Annotated in this window: 16 protein-coding genes; 10 read left to right on the top strand and 6 right to left on the bottom strand. The window is 47.7% G+C overall.

Annotated features, from left to right (window positions below; genetic code table 11):
- Positions 1–43: 43 nt before the first annotated feature.
- The 3 genes from JMI88_RS07605 to JMI88_RS07595 all read right to left on the bottom strand — a co-directional run bounded on the left by JMI88_RS07605 (position 44) and on the right by JMI88_RS07595 (position 2,568).
- Positions 44–631 (bottom strand): hypothetical protein, encoded by a 588-nt coding sequence (locus JMI88_RS07605; protein ID WP_201361210.1) that lies wholly within the window; start codon positions 629–631, stop codon positions 44–46.
- A gap of 326 nt (positions 632–957) precedes the next feature.
- Positions 958–1,656, bottom strand: a complete 699-nt coding sequence (locus JMI88_RS07600) for a phosphatase PAP2 family protein (protein WP_201361209.1) — start codon at positions 1,654–1,656, stop codon at positions 958–960.
- 357 nt (positions 1,657–2,013) lie between these two features.
- Positions 2,014–2,568: a hypothetical protein gene (locus JMI88_RS07595; protein WP_201361208.1), complete on the bottom strand. Its 555-nt coding sequence runs from the start codon at positions 2,566–2,568 to the stop codon at positions 2,014–2,016.
- Positions 2,569–2,750: 182 nt separating this feature from the next.
- On the opposite strand from JMI88_RS07595, the gene JMI88_RS07590 reads away from it, so the two are divergent.
- Both JMI88_RS07590 and JMI88_RS07585 read left to right on the top strand, forming a co-directional pair.
- Positions 2,751–3,434, top strand: a complete 684-nt coding sequence (locus JMI88_RS07590; protein WP_201361207.1) for a DUF1345 domain-containing protein — start codon at positions 2,751–2,753, stop codon at positions 3,432–3,434.
- 603 nt (positions 3,435–4,037) lie between these two features.
- Positions 4,038–4,232 (top strand): helix-turn-helix domain-containing protein, encoded by a 195-nt coding sequence (locus JMI88_RS07585; RefSeq protein ID WP_201361206.1) that lies wholly within the window; start codon positions 4,038–4,040, stop codon positions 4,230–4,232.
- 417 nt (positions 4,233–4,649) lie between these two features.
- Here the strand turns inward: JMI88_RS07585 and JMI88_RS07580 are convergent, their stop codons facing one another.
- Positions 4,650–6,344: a serine/threonine protein kinase gene (locus tag JMI88_RS07580; protein WP_201361205.1), complete on the bottom strand. Its 1,695-nt coding sequence runs from the start codon at positions 6,342–6,344 to the stop codon at positions 4,650–4,652.
- A 480-nt stretch (positions 6,345–6,824) separates the two neighbouring features.
- Here JMI88_RS07580 and JMI88_RS07575 point away from each other — a divergent pair, with 480 nt between their 5' ends.
- The 5 genes from JMI88_RS07575 to JMI88_RS07555 all read left to right on the top strand — a co-directional run bounded on the left by JMI88_RS07575 (position 6,825) and on the right by JMI88_RS07555 (position 11,086).
- Positions 6,825–7,265 (top strand): SgcJ/EcaC family oxidoreductase, encoded by a 441-nt coding sequence (locus JMI88_RS07575; protein WP_201361204.1) that lies wholly within the window; start codon positions 6,825–6,827, stop codon positions 7,263–7,265.
- Between the two features lie 172 nt (positions 7,266–7,437).
- Positions 7,438–8,241, top strand: coding sequence for an SDR family NAD(P)-dependent oxidoreductase (locus JMI88_RS07570; RefSeq protein ID WP_201361203.1), 804 nt, complete (start codon positions 7,438–7,440; stop codon positions 8,239–8,241).
- Between the two features lie 148 nt (positions 8,242–8,389).
- Positions 8,390–9,217: a GNAT family N-acetyltransferase gene (locus JMI88_RS07565; protein WP_201361202.1), complete on the top strand. Its 828-nt coding sequence runs from the start codon at positions 8,390–8,392 to the stop codon at positions 9,215–9,217.
- A 66-nt stretch (positions 9,218–9,283) separates the two neighbouring features.
- Complete coding sequence (locus tag JMI88_RS07560) at positions 9,284–10,345, top strand: alpha-hydroxy acid oxidase (RefSeq protein WP_236022854.1); 1,062 nt, start codon at positions 9,284–9,286, stop codon at positions 10,343–10,345.
- A 63-nt stretch (positions 10,346–10,408) separates the two neighbouring features.
- On the top strand, positions 10,409–11,086 hold the full coding sequence (locus JMI88_RS07555; protein WP_201361201.1) for an HAD-IA family hydrolase: 678 nt from the start codon (positions 10,409–10,411) through the stop codon (positions 11,084–11,086).
- Positions 11,087–11,402: 316 nt separating this feature from the next.
- On the opposite strand, the gene JMI88_RS07550 is transcribed toward JMI88_RS07555, so the two are convergent.
- Positions 11,403–12,401 carry an RIO1 family regulatory kinase/ATPase domain-containing protein gene (locus JMI88_RS07550; protein WP_201361200.1) on the bottom strand — a complete coding sequence of 333 codons (999 nt, stop codon included), beginning with the start codon at positions 12,399–12,401 and terminating at the stop codon, positions 11,403–11,405.
- Between the two features lie 763 nt (positions 12,402–13,164).
- Between JMI88_RS07550 and JMI88_RS07545 the strand changes: the two genes are divergently transcribed.
- From JMI88_RS07545 to JMI88_RS07535, 3 genes are all read left to right on the top strand, one after another.
- Positions 13,165–14,157, top strand: a complete 993-nt coding sequence (locus JMI88_RS07545) for a glycoside hydrolase family 76 protein (RefSeq protein ID WP_201361199.1) — start codon at positions 13,165–13,167, stop codon at positions 14,155–14,157.
- An 894-nt stretch (positions 14,158–15,051) separates the two neighbouring features.
- Positions 15,052–15,237, top strand: a complete 186-nt coding sequence (locus tag JMI88_RS07540) for a hypothetical protein (RefSeq protein WP_201361198.1) — start codon at positions 15,052–15,054, stop codon at positions 15,235–15,237.
- Positions 15,238–15,279: 42 nt separating this feature from the next.
- Complete coding sequence (locus JMI88_RS07535) at positions 15,280–15,465, top strand: hypothetical protein (protein ID WP_201361197.1); 186 nt, start codon at positions 15,280–15,282, stop codon at positions 15,463–15,465.
- A 135-nt stretch (positions 15,466–15,600) separates the two neighbouring features.
- Here the strand turns inward: JMI88_RS07535 and JMI88_RS07530 are convergent.
- Positions 15,601–15,986: DoxX family protein (locus tag JMI88_RS07530; RefSeq protein WP_201361196.1), on the bottom strand; the 386-nt coding region annotated here is incomplete at its 5' end.

Raw genomic sequence — 15,986 nt, 5'->3', positions numbered from 1 at the left:
CAGATAATGGAAACATATTCAAGATAAATAGCAGAGCTGTCAATCAGAACCAGGCGTGAATGACGGTCGTCACAATCGTATGGGTCTGCCCCAGCGGGACCACTTTGGCGGTCCAGATGGTTCCTTGTTTGGGTAAGCCAGCAATAACGGTATTATTAGTACAGCCATAATCAACACGCTCATCATCAACCAGCCCGGTAGCGCCAGTCGCAAATGTACAGTACACGCCACCCGACAGTTGCAACACCCAGGGCTGAGTATCAACAGAGGTCACCGTAGTCAACGGCAAACTCCCGGCCAGGCTAAATTTCAAGCCACGTGTATCCGTAGCGGGACTGGCATCGCAGATTACGGAATTCGGCTGGCTGGCCAGGCTAAAGCAAGGATCGTAAATAATATTCCCCACAGTACAACGCCAGGAGTCCTGACGCGGAGCGGCCAGCGACGTTTCCCAACAATCTGCTGTCGAATCAGAAGTAGCACGAACACCAGAAGGGAAAAAATGGGAGACCAGAGTCGCTTTAGGTACCGAAGCAGCCGCGCTACTGCTAGAAAACAAACAGAGTGCCAGTGCAATACCCAGCAAAGCCAGAATAGAACGGGAAACAGACGCTTCTTTTATGTATGCCATGACTTACTTCACTCTCAACTTTCTACATAACACCTGATCATCACGACAAGAACCTGCCACAAAGCAAGGTCCTGTAGTAAATAACGCCAGAAACAAAAAAAAGATCGCAGGGAAACGGGCAGCGTCCTCCCAGGCCAGAACTTTCTATGAGCGCCATGGCTATATTGTTGTAGGTGTCGTCGAGGATTATCCACCTGGCTCTCACTATTATACGATGGTTAAAACACTCGATGCATAAAATCTATTAAAAAAAGCGGAGCAGTTGCACTTTTTCTATGCTCTGTGCAACTGCTCCCGCTGATGAGTCGTCCATGGCTGAAATTATATTATGCCAGGCGTATACGCTGGACAAACGACAGCACTCTCTCGGTAGGATTATGCAACCAGCGGCGCAAAGCAGTAACCAGGGCAGACGCGCACAGACCGCTGACCGCTCCACCAACAATATCTCCTGGATAATGCACACCGACAAAAACGCGAGCAATGCCAATGATACATGCCATAGCCAGCGCAACCAGCAACAAAACAGCAAAAAATTTAGGAGTCAACCCTAGAATTCGTCCTTTGCCGGTCAGATTGCTGGCCGGAGCAAGCTTCAGCCAGGAAAACAAACTGAGCGCCAGCATGCCAACCACTGCAAAGGACCAGGCGGTATGATCACTAGGGAATGAGCCATCGGCCGCATGAGCAACTAGCAAGTGAACATGATGGCTAACAAAAGGGCGCGGCTCATTAATAAACTGCTCAACAGTAAGGTTGATCGCATAAGCAACCAGGCAAGCAATCGCCGTCCAGAGTACAGCAGAACGACGCTCCTGAATCAAAACCTCACTTGCAGGCGACAAAGCGCGCCGTCGCCAGTTCGCGGGTAGACCCCAGGCCATCAGCATCAATATAGGCCAACAGAAAATAAGATTATTAGCACAAAAAATCATGAGTGTATCAAACCAGGGAACGACACCTGCATGCTCATTTAACTCAACAAAAAGATGGTAGTTTTCTTGCATAAAAGAAACAAAAGACATTTTATATTACTCCTAATCCGAAAAGATATGTTTACTGCGCAAAAAAAGATATAAGATTGTATCTGATGGCCACTCCCCATAGGGCTTTGTTCCTCGCTTGCAGGCGGCGCTGACGCGTCCGAGCTTTGTTCTATATGTTGCAAAATGTGCGCAGCACATTTTGCAACATATAGAACATTTTTTGAGCGTCTAAGGCGCTAAAAAACATGCGCTGAGAATGCAAAGGTATAGCAATTGCACGCTGTCTAAACAGAGCAATAGAAAGCCGTAGATAAGTTGTATTGATATATACGGTCAGATTAGCAGTGATTGCTTAAAACAACATTAAATGAAGAGAAGGTACCACCCGGATGGCGATCAGTAATAGGAGCGCTTAAAGTCCTCTTGTAAATAATACGTTGGATCGGCAGCATCAATAATCACAGGAATTTGAGAGCCCGAGGTAGGAAGCTTACTATCGCGCACACGGCGAGAAAAAGTATAAATTTTGCCAGTTTGAGGAGAGGTCCACTCTAATTTGAGTCGATATTCACTACCACCGGAGAAGAAACGGCGTGGCCAGCGCCAGATATGCACCTCATCAAAAGCCACCACCGTAGCCATGATCTGTGTACCATAAGACCGAAACCATGCCTCTTCCTGATTCTGGATAAAGGTATCTGTAAAAATAAACGAAAAACCCACTACCAGGACGCAGGGCAAAATCCATTTCCAGGGCACCGAACCATCGACGATAAAGGCTCCCCACGACGTTTTGATCCCAATCACTCCTACCAGAATGCACAGCAACAACAACGCGATAATGCCAAGGTAGACCCGGAAAGCCCAACGCTGCAGGAGGTAGGCCCTACGAATAGTAGTCCGCTTTCTCCGCTTACCATAGAATTGCTGCTCATCTATATTCTGCTGCATATAAATTATAATAATCTACTTTCTCAAAAAAACAGATAGCTCAACTGACTGTATACCAGGCCTTCAATCATGCGAGCAAAACTGAACTCACGTGAACGGAATCCATAATTGCGTTTCAAGCATGTCACAATTATAATATCTCAAGCAAGAGTAATAAAATAGAAAGAAATGATCAGCAAAAAATGACGGAACCACAAAAGACAGAGCTAGAGTCCTCTATAAAGCAAAAACATATAGCAGAAGAACATCAATTGATCGGGCAGGTGCCAAAACTGCTTGTTTCGCTCAGCTTGCTTGTGATAGGAATCTGCTATTTCTTTCTACCACCCACGCTCAGAGTGGGACCGGAATGGTCACTGCTGGTCATAGAAATCATTCTGCTCATTCCTATGTGGCAATACTGGGTCACCGGACGTGCGATTCCCCATCGCATAGCGCGGCCACTCAGCCTGACGGCAATGGGGGTGGTAACGCTGGCCCTTATCATCGAAATGGTAGCGCTCATCACAAAAATATCAACGTTCAGCAACGGTTTTATACTGCTACGTTCAGCAACTTTGCTGTGGATCAGCAACGTGCTCGTCTTCGCGGTGTGGTACTGGAATATTGATGGCGGAGGCCCACGCAAACGGCATGAGAACAATCATCAGGCTAGCGATTTCCTGTTTCCGCAACAGGTCAATGGAGCTTCCTGGGAGACACATTTCTTCGATTATCTCTTTGTCGCCTTTACGGGAGCCACCGCATTCAGTCCAACCGACACCGCCCCGCTCAGTCGCCGAGCCAAGATACTGATGATGTTAGAAGGGCTCATTTCATTTATGATCGTAGCAGTCTTAATTAGCCGCGTTGCAAACATCTTCTAGCCAGCAAAAAAAGGCAAAACCAGGAATTTTATCACCCGGATAGTACTATAGTGGGAGTATTCCCACTAACAAATCAAAAAATCCAAAAGAATCTCAAAAAAAGGTTTCTTCAAGGTAAAAATAATGTTCTATATACTAGCGCGATAAAAATATTTTGCTTTACATCATAATTCTATAAAGAATATCTCCTCAACTGTCACATTCAGCATAGCCTCGTCTCGCTTTTATAGCTCGTAGCCGCCGAGCCAGAATAGCTTGATTGTGTGATTCGCGTCACCTATTTCCCAACTCACACGTATATATATATGAGGTCATAAACTATTAATTCTAATGATGGACACAAGAAATTTCACCATCAGCGCCGTTATTGTTCAGAATAATGGTAATAAAAAACCGAATGATATAAAGACGTTTAGCAATATATTTTTCTGAATTCCATAGATAGGCCTTTACAAATGTCATTACTTGATATACAATATAAAGACAAATGCCACACAGTTTATTCATTAGCAGATATTTTTTAATATTTTTTCTGCTAATGAATAAATCACCGTTTTGAAACGGTATTCAAATAGTAGAAAACTTGAAAAGGAGACATACCACATGAGCGAGCTATTAACTGTATCTGAAGTTGCAAATATTCTAAGGGTAGACGACACCACCGTTCGCCGCTGGGTTAAACAGGGTGCGCTAGAGGCAATCATTCTCCCACATGTGAACGAACGCCAGGCTTATCGCATCAAACGTGATACCCTTAACAAGTTGCTGTCAGGTCAGACTGAACTGGCACATGCCTGATTTGCACAAGGTACGTACGTATGGTCAACGATTCATGCGATGAAGCAGTTGATCAAAAGAGCGGGTGTCCCGAAAGGGACACCCGCTCTTTTTGTTAAGAATATGTTAGACTCCCAGGGCCCTGGGAGTCTGGTCGCCCCCGCACGGGTGGGTGCATGCGCACTCGATGCGCCAACACATAAAAGCGTTTTTGAGCTCTCAAAGTATGGGAGCTCATGCTGTAAGAAGGCGCGTATGATGGGAGTCAGATACTCTCTAACATTGATGTCAACAAATTTATGCGTAAGTGTAACAAAAATAACAATTGATGATAGCAGCAAAAACATATCCATTACATAGAGAATCACTTTCACCATTCATTCTATTGTTGTTAGATGAATGGTGAAAGTACTAAGGATAGCTGGCACGGCCAGGAAATCAGCAACGCTGCAGGGTCTGTGCGAACAAGGCCACCGAGCCAAAGCGCTCTGAGGGCTTTTTCGCCAGGGCAGTTGCCAACACCGCATTTACAGAAACAGGCAATTTAGGATTCAATGTAGAAGGGGGTGGTGGGAATTTTGTGGTATGTAAAATCTTCATCACATGTTCAGCATTGCCCTGAAATGGAGGACGTCCGGTCAACAACTCATAAGTAATGGCGGCAAGGCCATACTGATCTGAAGCCGGGCCGACCGCTCCATCCCAACGTTCTGGAGCCATGTAAGGAAAACCCTCGGGCTGCTTTGAGAAATATGATCCATCCTGAACTACAGAAAAATCGGCCAGAGCCACTTCCAATTTTGCCATACGCTTATTCTGGTTCAGGACGAGAATATTCGTCAGCTTAAAGTTCTGGTAGGTCACCTGATAATTGTGGGCAAACTGCAGTGCATCGGCCAGTTGAAGAATCACAGGCAAAGCATCCTTCAATGTAAAAGGAGTCCCACTTCCATAGCGACGTATCCAGTTAGCCAGCGATCCTTCGGCACAGAAAGGCATATTTTTATAAATAAAATTCGTACCACTGATATACGACTTACCGCAATTCAACACAGGCAAAATATGAGGATGTTGCAGAGGACCCAATAACTCCGCCTCTTGTTGAAAGACAGTAACCTCCTCAACAGAATCCTTCATTACATAAAACGGTACCATATCCACCTGAATTGCTTTTAGCGCACTCTCTTGCTCGCGCAAGCGATCATAGGTACGATACACCTCACTATACATGCTACCGCCCAGACGGGTCCGAATCTGATAACGCCCCAGACTCTGCCCATCCAGATACACTTTTTCCTTCTTGAGTTGCTCAGCCTTATTCGCATAAGGCTCACTTTTCAGATCCCTGGAGATAGGTGGCTCTGTATATACTGAACGCATAGAAGGAAATTTAGCACCGGAATGAGAAGTAACCTGATCACTTTGTGGACCCACAGCAGGAAGAGACGCTGGTGGAGGAGTTGGGACATGTGAGACAGAACCACGCGCTGGCGCAGAAGCCGAGCCTTTAGGCAAAGGGCCGCTGCTAAAAGGAGAAATAGCAGCGGAATGAATATCGTTAACATTTGGCCAACCAGGCAGGCTATAGCTCTCTTTCTGTTCGCCTGAGCGGTTATTTAAAGGTCTGGTCGTGTTGGCATAAGGGGTGCGAGCTTGCAAGGGTTTGCCGCCAGGTGAAGCAGAGGGAGGAGAGAACTCGCCCGATAAGGAAGAACCGAAGGCAGCAGAACGCGAATCCTGCAAACGGATCATCAATGGCTCCCAATCATAGCGCTGCGCCATCTGCTGCAACAGACGATTCACAAACAAGCGATTCGATCCATCTTCTTGCCCGAGCACGATAGCCAGTGGAAGACAGCTACCACGCAAAAACGAGGTAAACGCATCGAGCTCATTGGACACGATAACAGGCCGATATCCAACAGCGGTCAACAGGCCACCGATATACTGGGCGCGCTCCTGGTATGCATCAATAATCAAAACGGTAAGCGCATTGCGAACAACTATCTCCCTTGATGTTTTCGTCGCTAGAGGCTGTCTTAGCCTTTGCTGCAAGAGATTGAGTAAAGGATTCAAAACGTAATCCGGTTGATCAAAAGAAAACGCGATTTCATGCATTACAGTATTGGCCATCGACAAATTCCTATTTTATACCCAAAAAAGGTATCTAGTGCTGGAACGAAACAACACATTTACTCTAAGATGACATACCCCTTATACATTCTATAACGAACAACTTCGTACACATAACGTGAAAAACACATTCTATGGAAAAATATGTATACTATTCCTGAGTTATTCGATACACCATAATATAAGGTGAAACACTTTATTAATAGATACAACAAATTCATTATAAAAGAAAATCATGTTTATATTACCGATGCTATATATTCCTGACCCAAGGATCGATGGAAGAAAAGCGTTCCTGGACTTCATAGCATGCGTAAGTGTTACTACATTAACATATGTTAATGTAGATATTCAAGAGTGTACAGCCTATCTTTTTCAGCTAGTGCAGACGATAAATATTGGGTATACTGTTTTACATGCACATAAATAAATGTTTTCTGAACAACCGTAGTACGTCCGCACTTGATGGGAGGGCACATTATGGTAAATCAAGCTACCACCGACACAACCGCTGTCGAACAAGTTGTTAAGAAACTGGCAAACGCATGGAATAGTCATAATGAAAAGGATCTGGCAAAGCTCTTTCGCGAGGACGGAGAATTTACCGATGTTTCAGGACAGTTGATGCGAGGCAGGGCTGAAATAGAACAGCTGCACCAACATCCCTTTACAACAACGCTGAAGCATGCCATCCTTTCCATCAAAGATGTACGCATAACCTGGATTACTCCAACCAGCGCCTCAGTGGATGTTCATTGGACTACGACCGGGCACCAGACGCCAGCCGAGCAATCATTACCAGCCAGAAATGGTTTGATGAATCTCATCATAGTCCAGGAACAAGATCAATGGTTGATTGCAATAGGACATAGTTTTGATTTTACAGCAACCTATCGGCGGTCAGATTTCGGAAAAGCTTAGCCAGATAGCATATATGCCAATAAGCGATTGCCTCGCCACCTGGCATCTGCCGAGGTTGTAATGTGCATGCAGCTACAATCGCATGCACACTACAACAGACAATCACTATGCTAGAACATGTTGCGCATGGTCCTTCCTGGCTAACCTGCACACGCTAGAAAAGGAAAACACGGTGGAAAAACAAAGCATTGCCAGGCTGTTTGATCTACATGGAAAGACTGCGCTGATCACAGGTGGCGCGCTCGGCATTGGACAGGCCAGTGCCCGGCGACTCGCAGAAGCGGGGGCCACCATTGTACTGGTCGACATCAATCCGGCGGCTGCCCAGGAGACGGCACGAGAAATCCAGACCCAGGGCGGCCAGGCCACAGCTATCTATGGCGATGTCAGCGAGATACATAGCATTGATGGCATCATCCAAACAACAGTGGAAACATCTGGCAGCCTGGATATCCTGGTCAACAACGCCGGCATTTATCCTTTTTCATCCGTACTAGAAATGACTGAAGCCGCATGGGATCAAGTACTGGACATCAATCTGAAAGGTGCATTCTTCTACGCCCAGAAGGCAGCGCAACAAATGATCAAAGCCGGACGTGGCGGCCGCATCATCAATATATCCTCGATCAATGGCCTGACCCCAACCCGGTATTTAAGCCACTATGACGCCTCCAAAGGAGGTATAATCGCCCTCACCAAAACACTGGCCCTCGAATTAGCACCTCACAACATCAACGTCAACACCATCGCGCCAGGAGAAATCATCACACCAGGCACCTCTTCCGTCTCCTCAGCAACGCTGGCAAAAGCAGGCGTCACCGATATGAATGACAGCGATTTCCTGCAACAAATTCCACTCGGCCGCTTAGGCTTGCCCGATGATATTGCCAGAGCAGTCCTCTTCCTCGCCAGTGACGCCGCCAGCTATATGACAGGAAGTCTGCTCACAGTAGATGGTGGCTATCTACTGACCTGACACCCGGTCTGGAATGCTATGTGCTACCTGCCAGCCACTGTATGTCTCAGAAAGGGATACAGTATAGCCCTTGCTTGTATAGAAAACAGCATGGTAGGATGAACAGGAATATTAGTAATAGAAAGAATTCAGTCTAAAGGATCACTGAATGAGCATTAGCAGTAATATCCTTCAACAGACCAATTATTCTGGCGTCATTATAGCCATGGAAAAGAACCTGATTGAATTTATTATGTATTGTAGTTGTATACCTGGTGCACAGGCCTATCAAAGCATCGATCACATTGCCGCCACTACAGGGATTCCGCAACCATCTCTTAATGTAGTTATGGGCATAAACATGGATGAACAGACGATCATGGCCCGCATAAAAGAAGTCATGATCCCATTTAAAGCTCGTCATGTTCCGATGCTGTGGTGGATTTTTCCGGACACCCAACCTGCCAATCTAGGCCATTATCTGAAGCAAAGCGGATTGCAGTACAATGGGGCAGAATACGGTATGACGATAGAGCTCTCTCAGCTACCAACCAGCCTGCCACCAATTGACGGCTTCAGTATTGAAGAGGTGGAAAACGCAACAGCTCTACAAGAATGGATACATGTCTCGTCCATTGCCTTCGGCGGCGACGCCAGCAACATCGATCCCAATTACATCAAATTTGAACAATGCCTGGGTTGGGGGAAAGACCTGCCATACCGACGTTTTCTTGGCCGCCTCAACGGCAAGGCAGTCGCCACCTCCTCAATTTTTCTTGGCGCAGGCGTCGCAGGTCTATTTTCCGTTGGGACCCTACCAGAAGCGCGAGGTCGTGGCATTGGCAGCACTATTTCTTTAGCCCCTCTATCAGTTGCAAGCGCTTTAGGATACAATATTGGTGTATTACAGGCGTCGCCAACCGGCTATAGCATCTATACCAACATTGGTTTTCAGAAATGCTGCAGCATCCAGACATATCTCTGGGCCCCACGCTAATGTATACCTGCAGGTAAAAAAGCAGAGATAATACAGTAGCCAGAACGTTCAAGATGATAGGAGTGTATGATGCAACCAATCAACCTGCATGATTATGAAGTGCTCGCCCAGAGACGCCTGGCCAGACCTGTGTGGGATTATTACCAGGGAGGCAGCGACGACGAAATCTCACTGCACGAGAATCGTGCCGCCTTTGCCCGGCTACGCCTGCGACCTCGGGTCCTGGTTGACGTCAACAACTGCAACACCGCGACATCCGTACTAACAACAGAGATTGCTATGCCCATCCTGATCGCACCAACGGCAGCACATGGTATGGCCCATGCCGCTGGCGAGTGTGCGACCATACGAGGTGCCGACGCAGCTGGCAGTGGCATGATCGTCAGCAGTAATGCCACATTTAGCATGGAGGACATCGCCAGAGCCAGCCAGGGATTACGCTGGTATCAGCTCTATATCAACACCTTGCCCGAAGCACAACAACAGATCAAAAGAGCCGAGGCAGCAGGTTACCAGGCTATTGTCCTGACCGTAGATACGCCGCTTCTGTCAAGACGCGAGCGCGATAGACGCAACAACATGGGAAACTTCCAAAGGACGTATTATCCCAGGGCATTTGCTGGCAACGCCTCATATACCGTTGAGGGCAACCTGAATGACAGCGAGCGTGCAATTTACGCAGGCCATACTCTCACCTGGGACATTATAGCCTGGTTACGCACGCATACAAGTCTGCCAATCATACTCAAAGGCATTTTAACAGCTGAAGACGCTACGCTGGCAGTGCAGTACAGGGTAGCTGGCATTATCGTCTCAAATCACGGAGGGAGGCAGTTAGACGGGACGATTGCTCCCATCGAAGCCCTGCCAGAAATTGCAGCGGCTGTCAGGGGTCAGTGCGAAATCTATCTCGATGGTGGTATAAGGCGAGGGACAGATGTCCTGAAGGCGCTGGCACTCGGAGCACAAGCAGTCATGATCGGGCGACCAATCCTATGGGGACTGGCAGTTCAAGGTTCCGAAGGAGTAAAACACGTACTGGAGATCTTACAACAAGAGCTCCACTCAGCCATGGTCCTGGTTGGAAGTCCCACAGTGAAAGACATCACTCGTTCACTTATTCAATAGACATAAAGAACAATAACAAAACAACCCGAGGCAATAGAAAGGATCTCCTAAGTACTTTTACTTATGACAAAGAAAAAAGACTACAGCAAAGTTTTAATCTGTCGCGTACTCCTATTTGATTTGGATGGGGTCCTGGTAGACTCAATCGCCAACGTAGAACGCCACTGGGGTGAATGGGCCCAGAGGCATCAATTAGATGCTCAGCAAGTACTGAAAACTATCCATGGGCGCCGCACCATTGATACTATTCGCCAGGTGGCACCCAAATTACCGGCCGAGAATGAAGCACGCTACCTGAACGATATGCAAACGCTGGACACCAATGGAGTCACGGCAACGGCAGGGGCCGCAAAACTACTATCACAATTGGCACCTGAGCAATGGGCCATCGTAACCTCGGGTCCGGCAACCCTGGCCAGAGCACGCCTACGCGCCGCCCAATTACCATTGCCGCGCTTGCTGATCTCGGGCAATGACGTCAAGCAAGGCAAGCCCCATCCCGAAAGCTATCTCAAAGCGGCAGAACTAATGCGAGCCGAACCAGAAGAGTGCCTGGTAATCGAAGATTCACTGCCAGGGATTGAAGCGGCCCACGCCGCCCATATACCAGCCATTGCCGTAGGAAACACCCATCCACGCAATGAACTGAAGAGCGCGGAACTCTGGATTCCTTCCCTCAATCTGTTAAGTATCATCGACACAGAAGAAGAAAATGAGATTGCGCTGGCGGTCTCTGAATAAAATTATTCAGAGACGCGCGCAGCGCGTGTTATTTTTATGCCCATGAGGGCATGGCTGGCCAGCCTGGGGGCGCTGATGCCTCCAATCTCTTTTTTTATGGTGTTTTGAACACATGCACTTTGTGCATGTGTTCAAAACACCATAATTTTTTGTATGTATTGGTGCATAAAAATGCGCACATGCGCATTTTTATGCACCAATACATACAATTTTTTAGAGTGTTGTAAGACCATGCGTTTCACAACACTCTAAAAAAGGGCTGGCTGCGGATGCGACCATCCGCAAGAGGATAAATATTGTGCTGTAGCCTGCCAGGCTACAGCACAATATCCTCCACACGACCACCCATGTGTCGCGTCCAGATTTCAGCTGCCAGCTGCTCGGCATCGTGCTCAAGACCATAGCGCGCAAAGTACTGGCATACGCGCTCAACATCGCGAGCAAAAATCGGGAAGACCTCGTCATGGATGGTATCCACAGCCTGGGCGAAGTCAATAATTGTTACGGCCCCCTGCCAGTACAGGATATTATATTCCGAGAGATCACCATGGATGCGACCATTGGCCAGGCACAACTCAATGTCCGCCAGCAAGCAATCAAACAGCGGTTGTGCCTCATCCTCATTTAGCCTGACATCACGCAAAAGCGGAGCCGCGTTCCCCTCAGTCCCGATATAATCCATCAGGACCGCATTACCGACATACGCCAGCGGATGTGGAACGTGTACCCCGGCTTGAAAAAGCCTGTTCTGAGTTTCAAACTCATATTCGATCCAGGACTGCACGCGAGCAGCCTGACCGCGCGCAGTCTTACGAGCCACGCCGCGCAACCGATTATCACCATGGGCTACCTGGCCCTGCTCATCGCGCTGGGTACGGTTATTACGATAATCCGCATCGTTCTTCAGGCTACGAAACATACGAGGACGATACACTTTGACCGCCAGGTATGCGCGACCAGTGTCGGGATGGGCCGCACAGCAAAAGACGGTCGCCTCCTTACCACTCTTGACCACATGCAGAATATCCAGAATCAGCTTCTGCTCATAGAGAGGGGTCAGCGAAGACAAGATCCAGGGAGCATCACGCTGAGAAGAGAGGAAAGTAGGATTAAAGACAGCAGGCTGATTAACATCAACCCCCTGCTCTTTCAGCCAGCGCTGCACATCAGCGTTACTCTCATAGCTAGTCTTCTTTGTCTGCTTGACATGCACCTCGGGGCGGCGAATAGGTTCCCAGCGCGCTGGCGGTGCCTCATCATCATCTTCTACGTCTATATTATCCTGATAATACTGTTTTGAAAGCTTCTTTACCATAATCCATACTCCTTTTCCCTGACCAAAAACAAACGCACAGCAATGTTGTCACATCCGGCGGCAATCACACCACGCATACAGCGTGCGAGCCCAAGAAAAACATGCATAGTTGAACCTCTATACCCAATCAGGTAGGTGAATAGCGTAACCTGGAGCAGATTGGTGTGGCATAGCAGCTATGGCTGGCGCAGGTTTAAAGCGCAAGCGCATAGATAGCTAGCATGCAAAGCCGGGGAAAGGAAGTTAACGCAGGCACAGCGCAACCACGGCACACACCTGGGAAGCTGTACCTGTGGTCTACTGCTCATAAAAAAACCACAGGTGGCAAGTGCAGCAGTGGTCCATCAATTAGCGAACGTGCGACATAGTGACAGCGATACTGGCGCAAGGCGCAAAGCATCCCCGTCTCCGCGTCGTCACAAGGGGAAATGGGTGAATGATGGTAGCGATAAGATGCACTTACCTCCGGGCGAACTCCGACTCCACGGTCAGAAACGCACGCCCAGAACGAGCGGAGGGTGTAATTGTAAAGCTTAAAGTTGTCATCTTTACCTCCTTTGAGTGCATTGATATAGCAAGAGTGTACCATTCCCTTTTTCCTGTGTCAAGCAAAAAAGCTCCGCTATCGACATAACAAGAAAAATTCAAGGCCAGCGCAAGTTCATGCAGCGCCTTGAAACGCGACAGAAGTTAGAGCGTGAATACAAGATAGGGCCATCACATATCAGAATGACGCGAGAATCACAGGGAAGAAGGCACACCTATGTATAACTACCAGTCCTATGTAGAGGGGGGACTAAACACGCTCCAGCAATGGTATAATCCTGACCAGTGCCTTTGGGACAGTACAGGATGGTGGAATGCCGCCAATATACTCTGGGCACTTTCTGATTACCAGGGCCGCACAAATAATCCCATCTACTTCAATGTTATACGTGAGATCTTTCAAAAACATCAGGGCGGCAACTTTATCAATAACTTCTATGATGACGAAGGCTGGTGGGCGCTAGCCTGGATCAAGACATATGATCTGACGGGTAAACGACCATACTTACAAATGGCCCGTACTATTTTCGCGGATATGGAAGGTGGCTGGGATAACTACTGTGGAGGCGGCACCTGGTGGTCCAAAGAGCGCACCTACAAAAATGCCATCACCAACGAGCTCTTCTTTACAGTCGCCGCTCAACTCCATCGGCGCGTAACGAATGAGGCAGAGCGCGCCTACTACTTCGAGCGCGCCTACCAGGGCTGGACCTGGTTCTGGCGCAGTGGTTTAATCAATCATCAACACCTGATCAACGATGGATTAAATAAATTCTGTCAAAACAACGGCGGCGTCACCTGGACCTACAATCAAGGTGTAATCCTGGGCGGACTGACAGAACTGTATCACATCACCCACGACCGCGGTTATCTCGATGTGGCCGAACAGATTGCCGATGCCACCATCAGCACACTGATAGATCGCTACGGCATCTTACAAGAACCCTGCGAGAATGGCGGCTGCGGAGCAGACGGACCACAATTCAAAGGCATCTTTATGCGTAATCTAGCTACCCTCTATACGGTGCTGCCAAAGGCAAGCTATCAACTCTTTATGCATAACAATGCCAGGGCCATCGTCACAAACAATCCAGCAGGCAATTATCAATTTGGCCTCAAATGGTCTGAGCCGATTGACAGCAGTGATGCTGCCCGCCAATGTTCAGCTCTGAATGCCTTGCTAGCCGCTATGTCATGTGATACAGCCTGAATCAGATGCTAGCTGCCACGCAAACGCCAACCTGCCAACCTCGGAAGATCATCTCCCCATCCCTAACCCTAGTCTTCCTTTGTAAGGCCGCAAAGGTAAAGTTGCTTATGCAAATGAATGTGAAGACATTTTTTTACATAAGTGTAATATTTGTAATTTTTGTCCGTAATTATCTTGACAATGGTCCTGCTTTATGCTATCTTTGAATTGTAAAATATCGATAGAAAAGATTCTGCTACTTTTTTAAGTATCAAGATAGAAAGAGACGGAGGGACCGCATGAAGGCATCAATGCTTTTTAATCGTCGCACCGTGTCTGTCTTGATATCCCATCACTTATACCTCTTTACTGAAAGATGTCTGGCAGACCTGAGTGGTAAAGACATCTACCAAACGGGCGGTAGTTGGCCAAACCTATAGGCAGCTTCGTCAATCTCTCTTGTGTCTTTGCCTCGTGTGACGACCTGAATGGTGTCTGAGGTAATTGTTTCCCAGTTTTTGTTGTTTCGACATCAAACATAAAAATTGTTTGCCGCTGTCAGGCGCACAATTATGATTGTACATTGATAGCCGCTCTATGCTGCGATAGAACCATAGCATAGATCGACTTATGCATGCAATTTTTGCACAAATAGTGCAAAAATATAGCGTTTTGTGCTCAATTTGAGATGCTCGTCCGGTATACGTAAAAGCTGGTAAAGAAAGAAATAGGTGATAGAAATGCTCGAAAAATTACCGTTTTTACGGGGGCGATGCAGAATAGATAAGTAGAACAGTGAAGCAAGTAAAGCAAAAACGCTGACGTCGTTAGAGTGACGACCGCCCTCGCTAGCCGTAGCATTAGCGCAATGATGTGTCTATCGGCACGAAACCATAAGTGAGAAGAGGTGAACATATGATCCAATTCAAGAAGGGTATGATGGTCTTCAATCAGGTTGAGCAGACAACAGGCTTCAAATTCAGCCACGCTGCTCAGCAGCGCGTCGTGCTCACCACGCGGGTACAGCAGACCCGCCAGTCCGAGGGTCGCATGTTTAAAAAAGGGATGATGGTTGGTTCAACCGTCAAGGGTCTATGTTAGAAACCTATCGTTAAACAAATAGTCAGGCTAAGAGGTGAACGTATGGTACAGTTCAAAAAGGGTATGATGATCTTCAGGCAGATCGAGCCAGCTAGCGATCTGAAGCGGGGTCAGGCTGCTCAGCAACGTGTCGTACTCACCACACGCATGCAGCAGCCACAAGAAACTCGCGATAGGATGTTCAAAAAAGGGATGATGGTTGGCGTGCGCGCCAAAGAATTGTGCTAAGAGAGAGTGCTTTGCGGACGGGTGCGCATACGCACCCGTCCGCTTTTTATTCATTAATGCCACAAGTGCGCTATACGCACTTGTGGCATTAATGAATGGGCTCCACTATCTTTTGAGCCCTAACGGATGTGCTTATCAGGCGGGTCTTTGGTTGGAGACCTGTTTAGCAGACTGTTTGTTACTGCTCACCATACCAATTACGACAACCACAATGGCCACCAGCAAGAGAAGCCAGAAGAGCAGGGTTGGCAGGGCAAAACCTATCAGCGTATCAATCGCATAGGCGCCCGGACCCGTCAGCGCTACGACCAGACCCATAAACATCAAGACCAGTGGATATTCGTAACCACCTTGAGTAGACCATAAGCCATTTGACCAGTGAAAGCGTATCACTGCCATCAACATGCTAGCAATGATGCCAATCGCAGCCAGAGGTGTCAATAGACCCAGCGCAAAGAACAGGCCACCCACAAACTCACCACCAGCTCCCAACAGCGCCCAGAACCAGGCGGGAGCAAAGC

Source organism: Dictyobacter formicarum, assembly GCF_016587435.1.
This window is presented reverse-complemented; position numbering and strand designations above follow the sequence as displayed.